Origin of the sequence: Aquibacillus rhizosphaerae (assembly GCF_030282825.1) — a bacterium.
Taxonomy (GTDB): Bacteria; Bacillota; Bacilli; order Bacillales; family Amphibacillaceae; genus Aquibacillus_C; species Aquibacillus_C rhizosphaerae.
Genome location: NZ_JASTZU010000041.1, coordinates 142111 through 158129, shown reverse-complemented (window position 1 = coordinate 158129; position 16019 = coordinate 142111). Strand labels below are relative to the sequence as shown.

Annotated in this window: 14 protein-coding genes and 2 pseudogenes; 2 read left to right on the top strand and 14 right to left on the bottom strand. The window is 36.1% G+C overall.

Features of this window, described 5'->3' with window-relative positions; all coding sequences use genetic code 11:
• Positions 1-16: 16 nt before the first annotated feature.
• Both aroQ and QQS35_RS14145 read right to left on the bottom strand, forming a co-directional pair.
• On the bottom strand, positions 17-448 hold the full coding sequence (gene aroQ / locus QQS35_RS14150; protein ID WP_285932862.1) for a type II 3-dehydroquinate dehydratase: 432 nt from the start codon (positions 446-448) through the stop codon (positions 17-19).
• Positions 449-578: 130 nt separating this feature from the next.
• Entirely contained in the window at positions 579-1073 is a 495-nt protein-coding gene (locus QQS35_RS14145; RefSeq protein ID WP_285932861.1) for a YqhR family membrane protein, read from the bottom strand.
• Positions 1074-1598: 525 nt separating this feature from the next.
• On the opposite strand from QQS35_RS14145, the gene QQS35_RS14140 reads away from it, so the two are divergent.
• Entirely contained in the window at positions 1599-1982 is a 384-nt protein-coding gene (locus QQS35_RS14140) for an SA1362 family protein (protein ID WP_285932860.1), read from the top strand.
• Positions 1983-2267: 285 nt separating this feature from the next.
• On the opposite strand, the gene QQS35_RS14135 is transcribed toward QQS35_RS14140, so the two are convergent.
• From QQS35_RS14135 to QQS35_RS14095, 9 genes and pseudogenes are all read right to left on the bottom strand, one after another.
• Entirely contained in the window at positions 2268-3155 is an 888-nt protein-coding gene (locus QQS35_RS14135) for a patatin-like phospholipase family protein (RefSeq protein WP_285932859.1), read from the bottom strand.
• A gap of 172 nt (positions 3156-3327) precedes the next feature.
• The gene (locus QQS35_RS14130; RefSeq protein WP_285932858.1) at positions 3328-3999 is read right to left on the bottom strand and encodes an HAD family hydrolase; all 672 of its coding nucleotides are present in this window, start codon (positions 3997-3999) and stop codon (positions 3328-3330) included.
• A gap of 265 nt (positions 4000-4264) precedes the next feature.
• Positions 4265-4684 (bottom strand): transcriptional regulator MntR, encoded by a 420-nt coding sequence (gene mntR / locus QQS35_RS14125; RefSeq protein WP_285932857.1) that lies wholly within the window; start codon positions 4682-4684, stop codon positions 4265-4267.
• A gap of 214 nt (positions 4685-4898) precedes the next feature.
• Complete coding sequence (locus tag QQS35_RS14120) at positions 4899-5879, bottom strand: NAD(P)-dependent alcohol dehydrogenase (RefSeq protein ID WP_285932856.1); 981 nt, start codon at positions 5877-5879, stop codon at positions 4899-4901.
• 81 nt (positions 5880-5960) lie between these two features.
• Positions 5961-6668 (bottom strand): DUF2306 domain-containing protein, encoded by a 708-nt coding sequence (locus QQS35_RS14115; protein ID WP_285932855.1) that lies wholly within the window; start codon positions 6666-6668, stop codon positions 5961-5963.
• Positions 6669-7073: 405 nt separating this feature from the next.
• Positions 7074-7298 (bottom strand): helix-turn-helix transcriptional regulator, encoded by a 225-nt coding sequence (locus QQS35_RS14110; protein ID WP_285932854.1) that lies wholly within the window; start codon positions 7296-7298, stop codon positions 7074-7076.
• Between the two features lies 1 nt (position 7299).
• Positions 7300-7746, bottom strand: coding sequence for a hypothetical protein (locus tag QQS35_RS14105; RefSeq protein WP_285932853.1), 447 nt, complete (start codon positions 7744-7746; stop codon positions 7300-7302).
• Positions 7747-8243: 497 nt separating this feature from the next.
• Positions 8244-9365: pseudogene (locus QQS35_RS14100) on the bottom strand (vitamin B12-dependent ribonucleotide reductase); the annotation flags it as partial.
• Between the two features lie 270 nt (positions 9366-9635).
• Positions 9636-11075, bottom strand: a pseudogene (locus QQS35_RS14095) (vitamin B12-dependent ribonucleotide reductase); the annotation flags it as partial.
• Positions 11076-11518: 443 nt separating this feature from the next.
• On the opposite strand from QQS35_RS14095, the gene QQS35_RS14090 reads away from it, so the two are divergent.
• A complete protein-coding gene (locus QQS35_RS14090) occupies positions 11519-11911 on the top strand; it encodes a rhodanese-like domain-containing protein (RefSeq protein ID WP_285932852.1) in 393 nt (130 codons plus the stop codon).
• A 54-nt stretch (positions 11912-11965) separates the two neighbouring features.
• Here QQS35_RS14090 and gcvPB read toward each other — a convergent pair whose 3' ends face one another.
• From gcvPB to gcvT, 3 genes are read right to left on the bottom strand one after another with little or no spacing between them, the layout of a single operon-like run.
• Positions 11966-13423, bottom strand: a complete 1458-nt coding sequence (gene gcvPB / locus QQS35_RS14085) for an aminomethyl-transferring glycine dehydrogenase subunit GcvPB (RefSeq protein WP_285932851.1) — start codon at positions 13421-13423, stop codon at positions 11966-11968.
• Positions 13416-14762 carry an aminomethyl-transferring glycine dehydrogenase subunit GcvPA gene (gcvPA, locus tag QQS35_RS14080; protein ID WP_285932850.1) on the bottom strand — a complete coding sequence of 449 codons (1347 nt, stop codon included), beginning with the start codon at positions 14760-14762 and terminating at the stop codon, positions 13416-13418. The genes gcvPB and gcvPA overlap by 8 nt, the downstream gene beginning before the upstream one ends.
• A 22-nt stretch (positions 14763-14784) precedes the next feature.
• Positions 14785-15888: a glycine cleavage system aminomethyltransferase GcvT gene (gene gcvT / locus QQS35_RS14075; protein WP_285932849.1), complete on the bottom strand. Its 1104-nt coding sequence runs from the start codon at positions 15886-15888 to the stop codon at positions 14785-14787.
• Positions 15889-16019: the final 131 nt, after the last annotated feature.

Below are 16019 nucleotides of genomic sequence, written 5' to 3'. Positions count from 1 at the left end.
AACTCATTCCTTTCTGTTAATCCTCTTGTAAAAATGCTAATGCTGCTAATTCATATCCCTTTATACCTAATCCTACTATTTGCCCCTGGCACACAGGTGCTAGCAGCGAAGTATGACGAAAAGATTCCCGTTGATGCACATTTGATATATGCACTTCAATTACAGGCACAGCTATAGAACTTATCGCATCTCTAAGAGCAATACTTGTATGTGTGTATGCTCCAGGATTAAAAATAATTCCATCATACTCCCCGTCCGATTGATGAATAAAATCAATTAGTTCCCCTTCATGATTCGATTGATAGGCTTGCAACGTACCATGATGAGTCTTAACTACCTGACTAAGTTCTTGCTCGATATCTTCTAATGTCTTTATACCATAGATATCCGGTTCTCGTTTACCTAAACGGTTTAGATTCGGCCCATTTAATAACAATATTTTCTTCATAACTAAAATCACCCCACTAGCCAGTTCAAAGTGAATCGCAATTCTAGTTTATCATAATTGTGTGTATTTTGTATGATCAAGGATTGTTATTAAAATTAATTATCCATAAACAAAGAACTAACGCGCTGTATTACACATTATCTTTTGTTACTGTATCTAAATATTCATATGAAATCGAGTAGCCAATAAATATCCCGTATAATAAAAATAAACAAAGTGTTGTCACAATCGTATTTATATCTAAGTCGGTCATGTGTGAAACATTAGGAAAAATCGGTTGTAATAAATAGAAAACTATAAACCAAAGGGCCACACCAAAAGTAGCACTTGGCCAAATTCCTTTTGTCTTTCTTAACAGACCATAATATAAAATAGCTGTTAAAACAGATAATAAACCAATTACAGTAATGGATATAAGTTGTCCTAGCCAGCCATCAGACCAGTTGGTATGTAACCAAGAACGTAATATGAAAGATGCTGGTGAAACTGATGTAAAATTAAAATAAGCTGCAATTGCACCAACTACACTCCACAAAACACCTCCAATAAATCCAGTTAATAACGCCTTTGGTAGAAGCGGTATCGGTTTTTCATGTTTATTTTGTTCTAGCTCTTGATTGTCCATTTATAGAACACCTCCACCCTTTAGAATGACCAATTTGTAAAACTTTCATCCATTTCTTAATGGAGGCTCACCTTGTAATTTAACAATTAGAAAATTCTACACATATAAAAAATAATCTGCTAGTGAATCTGTTGGCTTTCTAGTAAAATAAAATTATAAACTCACACTTAAAAATGATATATAAAAAAAAGAAAAGTATTGAATATTTTTCCTTAGAAAGGAAAGAATCTTTAATAGTTAGGATTAAAAAAATTCTCATTGTACAGGATTTTTAAAACTCTTACGATAACGGTAACATCTATTAAACAATTCGCCTATTACTAGGTAAAACAAATTATCTTTTCAATGTTGCTACTTTCCAAACTTAACAATTAAAAATTAAGTTATGAAGTTTGGTTTTCTAGATAACATGATTTATTTTTACATTTTTTTAATAAATCATGTAGAAATAAATGCATTAAGTGGTATACATGGTAGTAAGATAGTTTTTTGTAGGCGACTTACAACGAAAGGAGGATTTGTTAAATGATACGCCATAAGCTTTCCCTTTTGATATATGTGCTTATCGGCCTTGCAATATTTGGTTTCGCGTTTAACCTATTAACAAATACGACTTCACTGCTTATGAATTTATTTATAATGGTTGCAGTAGGTGCTCTCATTTATGGTGCCGTCTACTATTTTTTCCTAAGAAAACGCAGTTCAAATGACCTTAAAAAATATAAAAAAGCAGTTAAACAGTCAAAAATGAAATATAAAAGTGACAGAACAGGAAATAAGACACACACACAAGCTGTAAAAAAACAAAAACCACTACTAAATAAACGAAAGCAATCTAATGCACGTGCTACACATCTCCGGGTAATCGAAGGAAACAAACAAAAAAGAAAAAATCGAGCATCTTTTTAAGATCTCGATTTTTTCTTTTTTTTAATAAATTTATAATAGACTGTTTGTGATTAAACACCTATAAAGTGTCTAGTCATGAAAATATTAATGAAGGTTAAGTGTCATGATGCGTTCGGAAAGAATATTTCGCATTGGGTGCTTTTTGCTTACGAGGAGACTGAAGTATCCCGCGGGAAGCGAGTTTTTTCGCAGCGTTGGAAATCCTGCAATAATAATGAAGTTACACCCGATTTCCATTCGACTACGAAATAAAACTATAAAACACTAGTTAAGGACTCATAATTTTCAAGGCCACTTTTTTAAAAATGTAGCAGTGTGCTTTCGTCCTAATTTAATTAAATCCGCTTTTGCTTGTTGAGTTAATTCAAAATTTGTAGTATCAACATCCTTTACTGGTAAAAACAAAACATCATTTATATGCTTTTTAGACACATATCTTGTATCGTGTGCTTTCATCATGGTTGTAATCAAAGCTTGTAACATATCAATGGCATTATCTATTTTTTTTGAAGGTATTCTTCCAATTGTCTCACTTAATTTCATTCCGATTATCGGTCTTTTTTTAGTTGATCGATCTTTATCAAAAACCCACATCGGTAAGTTACTTAATAAAGCACCATCTACGATAACACTTTTACCATAACTTAAACCTGTTATTTTTTCCGGCTTAAAAAAGTAAGGAATTCCTGCACTCATGCGAATCGATTTTGAAATAAGAAAACTATTTGGATTAATCCCATAAAGACTTTTTAAATCATCTGGTAAAACGACCATTCTTCCTAATGTTAAATCGGAAACAATAACCTTAAGTGAACCTCTGGGTAGATCATGAAATGTATAAACCCCTTTTTGAGCTAGTACTTTATATAACCAATTTTCAAAAGCATTCCCCTTATACAATCCCATCGTAAAATATAATTTAAACCACTTTAGAAAAGGCAAATACTTCCCAATATCGGTTGTATCTAAAAACGATTTCAAATCTAACTCAGTGAGTAAATCTTCTATTTCTGTCGCCTTATACCCGGCAGCAACTAAACCAGCTACAATCGCACCAGCAGATGTTCCAGCTAACCGAGAAAATGTATAGCCCTCGTCCTCTAATTTTTCTAAAGCTCCAATAAACGCAAAGGCTTTAACTCCGCCACCAGAGAAAACACCATCAATCTTCATGGGTCACCTCAATTATTACTTTTCTACTATTTATAAGAAGATGACAGTCAATTTAGAACGAAATTATTTCAGGATGGCTCTCTTAATTATCCATCGGTGTTTTAAACATAGTTGTTTATGAAATAACAATAATATCGCCTTATTATCTATGTTACAACTACTTTTTTTATTTTTATATAATCTCATCTAGTTCAATAAGGCTACTTATTGTTTTTATTTGGCTTGATTTATTCCCATTTAGCCTATTGATCCAAATACCTTGCATACCCGCGTGACAAGCTGCGATTGCATCTACATTTAGGTTATCCCCAATATAGTAACAGTCTTCAACCCTAAAATTAGCTTGTGATGCTGCTTCTGTAAAAATGTTCAGACTAGGCTTTGCTTCTCCTACTTGACTGGAAGTTATTATTACAGAAAAGTAATCTAATACACCTATGTTATCTAACTTTTCTTTTTGCTGAGAGAAATCACCGTTGCTAATTATCCCTAAAGATACACCTTGTTTTTTAAAACTTTCCAGACAAGAAATAACATCTTTATAAATCACCCAATTATTTTTATACAAGGATACATATACAGCAAACATTGCATCTGCATCGGAATCGGTTAACTGTTTATGTTTAAATAATTGCTTCATTCTCATTTGGCGCTGTTGTTGAAAAGTTAATTTGTTATCTAAAAACAATTGAAAATGCTTAGTAGATAGGTCATTCCACTTTTTCACAAATTGACTCTCTGAATAAATGAACTCATCTGCAAATCTATGATAGAAATCAAGTGCTCCTTGTCTTTCTGCAAGTGTATGGTCAAGTAAAGTTCCGTCAATATCAAAGAAAATCATTATATTCCCCCTAAAATGAGTTATATCTATGGTTACTTTAACTATATTTATTATGTCATAAGAAATGGAAAATTCTATACTTCTCTTGTGATTAAACTAGTTTAATCAATGAACAAGTAAAGGGGGTACAAAATTATAACTAATAAACTTTTATTATCCATGTGTTGGAATATCTTCTCTGAAAACCTGTTTGATACCAAATAATCGCGCGACAAATTCCCACTAAATTTATTCCTACAAAAAAAGCCTCGCATTGGCGAGACTTTTATTGTTCGTTTTTTTTATGTATTTCTTTTAGTTCCTCTACCCGATTCGGGTTGTTCTCTAAATATAGGACTAAATCACCAATTCGATCAATTGAATTCCAACTTAGATGATGTTCAATTCCTTCTACGTCCTCATAAATATTTTCTTTATCTACACCAATTAGTTCTAGAAACTGCTCCAATAATTCATGGCGATATACTAAACGTTTTCCAATTTTTTTACCTTGAGGAGTTAAGATTAATCCTCTATATTTTTCGTAATTTAAATATTCATCTTTATCAAGTTTTTGAACCATCTTCGTTACGGAGGAAGGATGTACTTGAAGTGCTTCTGCTATATCAGATACTCTTGCATATCCTTTTGCTTCGATTAACATGTATATTTGTTCAATATAATCTTCCATACTGGGTGTTGGCATATTGCGCCTCCATTTCATTCCGCTTTTTTCTTATCATAAAAAGGATACACCAAAATACTTTATGAGACAAGCTAATTCCTTGTCCATATAGGAAAAAGACGACTATATTAGTCGTCTTCTTGCAGCTTTACAAATCTTACTTTTTAATAGACGGGTACACCAATTAACACCATCTAGATATTCTTCAAGAGGTATGTTTTTAATACACCTTAGATTAGTGTTTATGTTCCACATTAATAACGACATTTCCTCTCTTGTGTCCTTTCTCGACATACCTATGTGCTTCTACTATTTCTTCAAGCTCATAGTACCTATCAATGACCACTTTTAACTTTCCCGCCTCAACAAGTTCTTTGAGGAAGTTTAGTGCTTTAGAATTTTCAGGTGAATTTCGACCCAAAATTATTTTCCTGCTGCTTGTCATTTTAGTCCATAGGATTCTTACACCTGGTACCTGTACAGAAACATTTATATAGGTTCCATCCTTCTTTAGCGATTTCATACAAGCTGAAAAGGAACTCTTGTCTACCGCTTCAAAGATAACATCATAATTCTCCCCTTTACTTGAAAAATCTTCACTAGTGTAATCAACTACCTTATCGGCTCCTAGAGATTTTACCAATTCTAAATTCTTTGTGCTACATACCCCTGTAACTATTGCTCCAAAACACTTGGCAATTTGTACTGCATAGCTCCCTACACTTCCAGAAGCGCCATAGACAAGAACCTTTTGACCCTTTTTAATGTTTGCTTTTCTAAGATGACACAATGCTGTTCTTGCCCCTATCGGTATAGTTGCGGCTTCCTTAAAAGATAGATTGTTGGGTTTAATAGATACTGGGCCGTCTTCAGGTAGGCACTTATACTCAGCATAAGCACCAAAACCCACTAAGGAAGCTGCAAATACTTGGTCACCTTCCTTAAATCGCTTGACATCTTTTCCTACTGACTCTACTTCTCCAGCTAATTCCATTCCCAATATATTTTTTTGGGGTTGTCTAAAACCCAATGCTATTCGGGCAAGCAGCCAAACAGAAAGAGGAACTGTAAAACTCCGTGCACGAATATCTGCTACTGTTACAGTTGTCGCTTTTACTTTTACCAGTATTTCATTATCCTTAGGAATAGGCTTTTCTACCTGTTTCAGTTCAAGAACATCAGGAGGACCGTACCTTGAGTACACAATAGCTTTCATTATACCCACCTCAGATTTGTTTATTTATTAATTTAATATCAATATTACGAATAAATAGACCAGTAAAATACAGATACACTATTATGACCGTTTGCGGATAGCCCATTCGGCCACAGCGAGGTTGATCACCCAGCCTGCACCCATCAATAGCGCTTCGCTGAGCTCACCCGGTGGGCCAATGATTAATGTCCCACCCAAAAGGGTCAGAACTTGGGTACCAGCACCAAGCCCAATTGCATAGCCTCTAATCATCCATGCACGGTGCCGAATTACGTCCCCTCGCAGGATCTTGGCAAAGCCGAGAAGGATGGACACAACCATACCGGTTCCAAACAGAAGCCGTAATGCATAAAGGAGATCGGTGCCTTCCGGGCGGGGATAGAACAGGGTCAACCACAGACCTGAAAGCCCAGCCAATAGGCCGCATAGAACCAGGAACCGCCCGGCCGCGCGATGCCAAGCTGGCCTGCGCCGCCGGAAACCAGTTGCGAACTGGAACGCGCCCAGGACGGCATATACACTAGCGCTCAAGATATGCAAGACCACCGGCAGGGGTGAAGCAAAGAAGCGTGCGTTGTCCGGTGTGATTTCCGCGCCGCCCGCCAGCTCAGTAAGACGGAAGGACCCTGCCGCGATCGGAACGACGCTCAACACGAGTAATGCCACGATAATCCACTTTGACGATACAGCTTTTTTCGGTGCTTTGGTTTTCTGAGGTATAGGTTTCCCTATATTATTATGTTGAGGAACATCGGTGGCTTGACCTTCATCGTAGACATTCGTTTTCATAATTCAGCTCCTTAAATAGATTGCTCTGGCCTTTCAAACCAGAGCACATTTTCAAGCCAATCAGCTTCTTTCACTTGCCCGACGTAAAACGTAGAAATGCAGATTAGGTCAAAGAGAGACATGCCGATGGCCAAGTAATGGATAATTGTCCATGCGTTGGTAGTTACTGACGAAAGATTTTCATATAGATGGATCGACTGAATGATTATGAAAAGGATCCATGCCACCATAGCTGTAAACCCTCCCCAAGGATGAGATTCGAGGTTATTATCTTCATTCTACTCTCCAATCTGGCTTAAGAGAAAAAGTTGAAGTTCAAACCACTAAAAGGCCAAGAATTAATTCCATTTTTATCGCCCTCTTTTCACAAACTTATAAACGGTAAATCAATAACAATCATAGTTCTTACTGCTTTGTATTGTCCCCATAAAAGAATACCTCTTCTAAAGGTAAGTTAAAGGCGTTAGCAATTCGAAAAGCAAGTTCTAGAGACGGGGAGTAGTTTCCCTTTTCTAGAGCCACGATGGTTTGTCTTGTTACGCCTACCTTGTCAGCCAATTGCAGCTGGGTCATTTCATCATAGTTGAAGCGTAATTTTCTGATATGATTGCCGACAAGAGTTTTGCTCATATTAGACTCCTTTCCGGTAATGATAAAGTTTCGTGAAAGAACCGGTCACATCTGAGATAAATCCGAAGATGATTAAGATAACGAACATCAGCTGTAACGGCTGTTCGATTACCAACGGTCCCATGGCAAGAAGAAAACCAAGAACAAACACAAAGAAAGAATTTCTAAATGATTTCAGTTCAATGATTTTATCCATTTCATCTGCAAAAGATGGTTCCTTTTCTCCCGTTGTTATCCGGAAGATGATGTTAAAAACAATGCTGTTCACGATATGTGCAACAATTTGAACCAACGTCAAAATGAGAACGAAGGAACCCCAAAAACGAAAAGTTTCCGTCGACTCCTGCACACCATCGGGATACTGAGGATACATGTAGGCACAATAAGCACCGAAAATAATGATAGTGCTGATCAGTGATACGAAGCTCTTCTTTTCTTGATAGGTCATGGTTCACCCCTCCTGTACACTCCTATTTACATAAAGTAAATTATTATATACATAATGTAAACCAAACTATACATAGAGTCAAGTACAAATTACACCATTTCCCATGAAAACCGGTTTAATACCTAAATCATCCGCAATGCCAATGGTTTCTTCCAACGATAATAAAGGAAATTGTTCTAGCATATCAGTAAGAAATTCAAAGTCATCCGTCATATAAAAGTAGTTTCATTCTAAGTATGACAAAATTTCTGTTGACTACGTTTTTAAATTCGTCATAATCGAGTAGAACGACCAGGTGAAGAAACGTCCAAAATAACCAACCAAGACTTATAATCTGAGCCTATTTCAGAGCCACGACCTTATTTAACACCTTTATCAATTTTAGGTGTGCTAGTTCTTTTAGACATAAAAAAACACCCCTTTAGACAAAAAATATCCAAAGAGGTACTTCTTCGCGACTTTATTTCAAAGCCACGCTTTTTATTCTGAAATTCCTATTACAGTCCACATTTTAATTGGGCATTACAATTTGTACATGTGTTACAACCACCAATATCTTCTACAGTACCTTTTCGACAAACCGGGCACGTATCTCCTACTTCTGATCCAATTGTAACATTGGTCTTCTCAAGCTCCTGAATCGTATCCATTAAGACTACGTGTGGCTTATTACCTTGTGTTCCTGTTTCATCTTCTTCATCAAAATTATTATTTTCAGCCTTTAAAGTTAATACCTGTGAATCACGACTTCCATCAACGTACACAGTACCGCCTTTGGCACCACCATTATACAATCTCCGGTAGACACCTTCTACTTGTTCAACCGCGTACCCTCTAGGAGCGTTTACGGTTTTAGAAATGGAACTATCCACCCATCTTTGAATAACACACTGGGTATCTGCATGCGCTTCAGGTGCAAGCTCCATTGCAGAGACAAACCATTTCGGTAGATTATTCGGATCTGCTTCTGGATGATTATCAAGGTATTCTTGGACTATTTCTGCTTTCACTTCAATAAATTTACCTAACCTACCACTTCTGTAATAAGAAAACGAGAAGTAAGGTTCTAACCCTGTAGAAACTCCAACCATTGTCCCTGTGCTACCAGTCGGTGCAACAGTTAGTAAATGCGAGTTTCTAATTCCATATTTCAAGATGTTTTCGCGTATGTCTTCAGGCATCTTTTTCATGTAACCTGTATTGATAAAGTTATGACGAAGTTGATTTGTTTCAGCTTCTGTTACTCCAACTAGAAATGGGAAACTACCTTTTTCTTTAGCTAGTTCTATTGAAGTTCTATACGCTGTCGTTGCAATAGTTTCAAAAATACTATCAACTAGTTGATTACCTTCTGGTGAACCATATTCAGTTTCACAATAAATTAATAAATCATGTAGCCCCATTACTCCTAGCCCAACGCGGCGTTCTCCTAAAGCTTGTTTTTTATTTGGTTCAAGGAAATATGGTGTAGCGTCAATTACGTTATCTTGTAATCTAACACCAGTTTCTACTGTTTGTTTTAACTTTTCAAAATCTACTTTTTTGTTCCCTTTATCTGCAACAGATGCAAGATTTACTGCCGCTAGATTACAAACACTATATGGTGCTAGAGGTTGTTCCAATTTGTTATCTCAAAGGCTTTTTATCCTTTGATTCTTACACTTGTTTTTCGTGCAAGTTCAGCATATCTATTCATTACAAATATCTTTCATAAACTAGACAACCTTTATATAGATACTCAATTTGTAATGCTGCGGCCTCGTGGCAGGATTATATCTTTTCACCTGCTATGCGTTGCCCCTGACTAATCTTAGATTAGCCTTCGGTTCGGATTAGCGTTTCAGCCTTCCCGCTTCATTCCGCAGTTTTTTACATGAGGCAAACTATTTACCACATGGATTTGTTGCAACTACCTGCTGACCATAAGCTTTTGCATTGGTCATGTCATTGGCATTATCTATAAAGAAAATACCAGGTTCAGCAGAATATGTTGCACAAATGTTTATTAAATCCCATAATTCTTTCGCTTTAATTCGTCGATAAACACGAACTTCATAGCCTTGTTTTTCCCACTTACGTACGTCACCATATTCATGCCACGTTTCGTTGTATGAGTTCATTTCTTCCTGTGAATAATTTTCCACATTGGGGAAACGAAGATCATAATAATCATCATTCTCAACTGCTTCCATAAATTCTTTCGTTAAACATATAGAAATATTTGCACCAGTCAAAAATTCTGCATTATGTACGCTGTAAGTACCGCCGATATTTAACTTCTCTTCTGCTTCTTTAATAGCACGCTCTGGAAATCCTCCCAGACCAGGAATAGTTTTATAATTTACAATTCCTTGATACATATCACGCTCTGTTTCAGTTAATGGTGTAAACTTTAATTTTTCTTTAGCTAAATGTTTGATTTGTTCATCTTCTGTATTTTCTATCAAGAACCGAAGAATTCTTGGATTTTGCATTTTTGAAATAATAAATTCAATAATATCTGGATGCCAATCACTAAGCATTATCATCTGTGCCCCTCTACGGGATCCACCCTGTTCTACAAGATGTGTCAACTTAGCGACATCATCTAACCACGATACAGAACCAGAAGATTTACCATTCACACCACGAGCTAGAGTATTTCTCGGTCTAAGTGTCGAACCGTTTGTGCCAACGCCACCGCCACGACTCATTATTTCCATTACTTGCTTTCGGTGATCAGAAATCCCTTCACGTGAGTCTTTTACAAACGGCATTACATAGCAATTAAAGTACGTTACATCTGTGTCTGCACCTGCACCATAAAGCACACGACCTGCTGGAATGAAATTCAAGCTTGATAGTTCTTTATAAAATTTTTCAAACCATACTTGCTTATTTTCTTCCGATGTTTCAACTTGAGATAACCCAGTAGCATTACGAAGTGCTATTTGCTCATAGTAAATCTCTAACGGTTTATCAATCACGTCAAGTGATCTAGTTACAACTCCAGTTTTTGATTCTGCTTCATTATCTAGCACTGAAATAAACTCTTTGTCTACTTGAATATCTGCTTGCTTACTTTTCCAATTAATAGATTTAACATATCCAAACCCTCTAGCTGGGAATTTTGGGTCTGCTTTAACTGTTAAAACAACAAAGTCACCTTCAGACAACGTCGTCTTTTCTGTATCCTTAAACGCATAACGATCTAACATAACTAGTCTAGAAACGCCTTTATGAGTTAACCTCATATCACTTGTTATCTTGTGGACTTGGGGGAACGATCTAATGTCTTCATTTAACTTTTCGACATTAATCTCCATCTGGATTTCTGTCACAGCTCCCATTTAAAACATCTCTCCTCTTTTAAATAGATTACACTTATGTAAATCTATGATGTTATTTATAATTTCTAATTTAACACAAACCAAGGAGTTAAAACAATATATTGTATAGTTAATTTATATTAATACTACATATGGAAAAAAGAACCATTATTCTTAATTTTGTCAAACGATAAAAATCTACGAATTCTCATGTATTTAATAGATAATTCAAGATAACTATTTCATTTTATTTAGATTAAGACTTTTTTTCGGTTTGCGAAAATAAAAACAATGTTTTATTAAAGACAATATTACGACAAATCCTGACAAATCTCTTTTTGGAAGCAAAGCCAACCTCCTATTTACACTACCTAATATTTTCTTAAAGAAATATCTTTCAAAAAATGATATAATCGTCATATAATAGCTATACAGAACTTAAAGATAAACGGGGGAAATTAGCAATGGAGTTATATTTTTTAATAGGACTAGTTATAGTGTTAATATTATTTAGCGTCTATCGATACTTCAAACAAAAAAAGGTGTTAACTACATTAACAGAAGACGAGTTTCGTGAAGGGTATCGTAAAGCCCAGCTTATTGACGTAAGGGAACCAAAAGAATTTGAAGCAGGTCATATTTTAGGTGCCCGGAATATTCCACTAACACAAATGCGTCAGCGCTTAATAGAGCTTCGTAAAGATCAACCAGTCTATCTCTATTGTCAGAATGGTTCACGTACAATAAGAGCTGCCATGCTTCTTAACAAAAAAGGCTACAAAGACTTAAATCAGCTTAAAGGTGGATTTAAGAAATGGAATGGTAAAGTTAAGAAGTCCAAAAAAGCAAACTATTAATTAAATGAGACACCCACTTCATTTTTAAATGAAGTGGGTGTTTTTTTCATCTATTTACTTTTTGTAACGCAATATGGGCTTTCTTGCAGCCGTTGTTTCATCCATGCGTTTTACAATCGTTGTGTATGGAGCTTCCTGTACAATCTCAGGATTCACTTTTGTTTCATTTGCTATATCGAGCATCGTATTAATAAATCCATCCAAAGTTTCTTTTGATTCAGTCTCTGTTGGTTCTATCATCATTGCCTCTTCCACATTTAATGGGAAGTAGATTGTAGGTGGGTGATAACCAAAATCCAACAGTCTTTTAGCAATGTCAAGTGTACGAACACCTAATTTTTTTTGCGTTTTGCCGGATAAAACAAATTCATGCTTACAATGTTGTGGATAAGGTAAAACGTATTCGTCTTGCAAACTTCTCATCATGTAATTCGCGTTCAATACCGCATACTCACTTACTTTTTTCAGTCCCTCTGCACCCATTGTGCGTATATACGTATAAGCACGAACGTTAATACCAAAATTACCGTAATATGGTTTTACTCTACCGATTGAATTTGGTCGGTCATAGTCAAAAACAAAGGAGTTCTGATTTTTTTTCAATATAGGCTTTGGTAAAAATTTCGCTAATTCTTTGGAAACTCCAACCGGACCTGATCCTGGTCCACCCCCACCATGGGGACCAGTGAACGTTTTATGCAGATTTAAATGAACAACATCAAATCCCATATCTCCAGGTCGTGTATAACCCATAATTGCATTTAAATTCGCACCATCATAGTAGAGCCTACCACCAGCTTCATGAACAATTTTAGCCATTTCCAAAATTTCTTCTTCAAATAACCCTAACGTATTAGGATTTGTTAACATTAAAGCAGCTGTATCATCTCCAACAACACGTTTTAAGTCCTCTAAATCTACTAAGCCACGCTCGTTTGATTTCACAGTAACGGCTTGGAAACCAGCTACCGTAGCCGAAGCTGGATTCGTACCGTGAGCAGAGTCTGGAACGATTACTTTTGTTCTATTAAAATCATCATTCGCTTCATGAAATGCACGAATCATCATTAATCCAGTCCACTCCCCATGCGCTCCAGCCGCTGGTTGAAGCGATACTTCATCCATACCAGTAATTTCTGCTAATGAACACTGTAAGTCATACATCACTTCTAATGCACCTTGGACAGTACTAGTATCTTGGTATGGATGAATATGACTGAAACCATCTAAGCGAATAACATCTTCGTTAATCTTAGGGTTATACTTCATCGTGCAAGAGCCTAACGGATAGAATCCAGAGTCTACACCGTAGTTTCTCCTCGATAACCCTGTATAGTGTCTTACTATTTCAAGTTCGCTAACTTCTGGTAACTCTGGAGCAGTTTTACGAATGTACACATCATTTATTAATTCAGCAACATCAACCTCCGGTACATCTAGTTCTGGCAAACTGAAACTTGTGCGACCAGGTTTACTATGTTCAAATATTAATGGAAAATCTTGATTAGCCAATATGAGCACCTACTTCCTCAACAAATACATCAATTTCTTCCTTCGTACGTATTTCTGTAATAGCTACTAACATATAGCCACTATAATTCTTATCTACTCGTTCTAGGTCAAATCCACCAATAAAACCCTTTTCTAAAAGTGCTTTATTTAAATCTGTAACAGAGAACTTTACATTAATTACCAGTTCATTGAATAGGGAACCACTAAATACAACTTCCATTCCCTTTTCCTGAAATCTACGTTTAGCATAATGTGCTTTTTGCATATTTAACCAAGCCATCTGCTTAATTCCTTGTTTTCCAAGTGAACTCATAGCTACAGAAGATGCCAGAGCATTTAACGCTTGGTTTGAGCATATATTTGAAGTGGCTTTATCTCTACGGATATGTTGTTCCCTTGCTTGTAATGTTAAAACGAACCCTCTCCTACCATCTTCATCAACAGTTTGGCCGACAAGTCTGCCTGGAGTTTTGCGCATGAGTTTTTTTGTAGTAGCAAAATATCCACAATGTGGACCTCCAAACTGAGACGGTATACCAAATACCTGTGTGTCACCTACAACAATATCCGCCCCAAACTCACCCGGTGGCGTAAGATACCCTAATGCTAATGGATTACTCGACACAATAAACATTGTCTTTTTATCTGCAACTAATTGTTGGACTTTTTCAAGAGGCTCTATTTGTCCAAAGAAGTTAGGATACTGGATAATCACGCTTGCTATATCATCATTTAATTCATTTTCTAAGGCATTGATATCAGTGATTCCGTCTTTATGATCCACCTCAACTACCTCTATTCCTTGCCCTTTGGCATAAGAATGAATAACTTCTATCGATTCTGGATGAACCGTTTTTGAAACAAGAATTTTTTTACGTTTCGTTTGTGCAGCGCTTAAGTTAGCAGCTTCAGCAAGAGCTGTCGGGCCATCATACATCGAAGAATTTGCAACATCCATACTCGTAAGTTCACAAATCATCGTTTGAAATTCAAAAATTGCCTGTAATTCACCTTGTGAAATTTCAGGTTGGTAAGGTGTATAAGCTGTATAAAACTCAGATCTAGATATGGTATGATCAACAATCGACGGTATATAGTGATCATACACCCCTGCCCCTAAAAAAGATGTATGCGTTTTTACATTAACATTCTTATTAGCTTTCTTGGTTAACTCTTTCATTAATTGTGATTCACTCGTTGGCTTCTGAAGATTTAAATGCCGGTTTAATCGAACTTGTTTCGGAATATCACTAAATAAATCCTCTGTCCGTGAAACTCCTACCTTCTCGAGCATTTCTTGTTTGTCTTCTTTTGTCATTGGTAAGTAACGAAATTCCATAATTAATCCCCCTCGTCCCTAGTTATCCGCGTTTATAAAATGGTGTTGATATAACAACCGCTTTTAGTTTTTTATTTCTCACCTGAACAAACAATTCCGTTCCTATCTTTGAATATTGGGATTCAATTAATGCTAATCCAATATTTTTTTTAAGTGTTGGTGACTGTGTACCTGTTGTAATAAACCCGATATCTCTTCCCATGTCTAACACCCGATAACCATGGCGTGGAATGCCTTTGTCAATCATTTCTAATCCAACTAGTTTTCGTCTTACACCTTCATCTTTTTGACGCTTAAGTACTTCTTTTCCAATAAAGTCTGTTTTTTTATCTGTCTTGACAGCAAATCCTAATCCTGCTTCTATCGGAGTTATGGATTTACTTAATTCTTGACCATATAAAGCTAAGTTAGCTTCAAAACGCAAAGTGTCTCTAGCACCCAATCCAATTGGTTGAATCCCAATATCCTTACCTGCTTGTAAGATTAAATTCCAAAGTTCGCTACCAAAATCAGCATTTATGTATATTTCAAATCCGTCTTCACCTGTATACCCTGTTCTTGACACTATTGCATTTTGATTTATACCTTCAAATAACACTTCTGACTCAAAATTAAAAAAACTTATCTTGGACAAATCTGTTTTTGTTAGTTTTTGTAAAATGGTTTCAGCTTTAGGACCTTGAATTGCAATTTGTACATACTCAGCTGTACGATCGGATATCTGAACATCCCCATACTTATCCTTTACTAGCCAATCAAAGTCTTTTGTGGTGTTTGCTGCATTTACTACTAAAAGAAAATTATTCTCTGCAAGTTTATAAACAATCAAATCATCAATTGTACCACCGTCTTCATAGCACATCATTGTGTACTGTGCCTTGTTTGGTGTTAACTTAGAAACATCATTTGTTAACATTTTTTGTAAAAATCGTTCGCTATCTTTGCCTTCTACAAAAATCTCTCCCATATGTGATACATCAAATAATCCTGCTGCTGTTCTCGTCGCTTCATGTTCCTTTTTAATACCGACAAAATGAACAGGCATATCCCACCCACCAAAATCAATCGTCTTTGCTCCATGTTTCTCATACTCTGGAAACAAAGGTGTACGTTTTAAATTCGTCATTTTCCCACCCCAAAAATAGATTTTTAACATAAAAAAACAGGGATTTCACCAATATTTAGTGAAATCCCTGTCCTTGAACCAGAAAGTTTGGCCTAGTCTTATAGGCTTGCTTCTTGGGTAGTTTACAAGTG

What these genes read in the sequence shown, in the direction of transcription:
- aroQ (WP_285932862.1), bottom strand. Translation starts at nt 448, where the DNA reads ATGAAGAAAATATTGTTATTAAATGGGCCGAATCTAAACCGTTTAGGT.
- QQS35_RS14145 (WP_285932861.1), bottom strand. Translation starts at nt 1,073, where the DNA reads ATGGACAATCAAGAGCTAGAACAAAATAAACATGAAAAACCGATACCG.
- QQS35_RS14140 (WP_285932860.1), top strand. Translation starts at nt 1,599, where the DNA reads ATGATACGCCATAAGCTTTCCCTTTTGATATATGTGCTTATCGGCCTT.
- QQS35_RS14135 (WP_285932859.1), bottom strand. Translation starts at nt 3,155, where the DNA reads ATGAAGATTGATGGTGTTTTCTCTGGTGGCGGAGTTAAAGCCTTTGCG.
- QQS35_RS14130 (WP_285932858.1), bottom strand. Translation starts at nt 3,999, where the DNA reads ATGATTTTCTTTGATATTGACGGAACTTTACTTGACCATACACTTGCA.
- mntR (WP_285932857.1), bottom strand. Translation starts at nt 4,684, where the DNA reads ATGCCAACACCCAGTATGGAAGATTATATTGAACAAATATACATGTTA.
- QQS35_RS14120 (WP_285932856.1), bottom strand. Translation starts at nt 5,879, where the DNA reads ATGAAAGCTATTGTGTACTCAAGGTACGGTCCTCCTGATGTTCTTGAA.
- QQS35_RS14115 (WP_285932855.1), bottom strand. Translation starts at nt 6,668, where the DNA reads ATGAAAACGAATGTCTACGATGAAGGTCAAGCCACCGATGTTCCTCAA.
- QQS35_RS14110 (WP_285932854.1), bottom strand. Translation starts at nt 7,298, where the DNA reads ATGAGCAAAACTCTTGTCGGCAATCATATCAGAAAATTACGCTTCAAC.
- QQS35_RS14105 (WP_285932853.1), bottom strand. Translation starts at nt 7,746, where the DNA reads ATGACCTATCAAGAAAAGAAGAGCTTCGTATCACTGATCAGCACTATC.
- QQS35_RS14090 (WP_285932852.1), top strand. Translation starts at nt 11,519, where the DNA reads ATGGAGTTATATTTTTTAATAGGACTAGTTATAGTGTTAATATTATTT.
- gcvPA (WP_285932850.1), bottom strand. Translation starts at nt 14,762, where the DNA reads ATGGAATTTCGTTACTTACCAATGACAAAAGAAGACAAACAAGAAATG.
- gcvT (WP_285932849.1), bottom strand. Translation starts at nt 15,888, where the DNA reads ATGACGAATTTAAAACGTACACCTTTGTTTCCAGAGTATGAGAAACAT.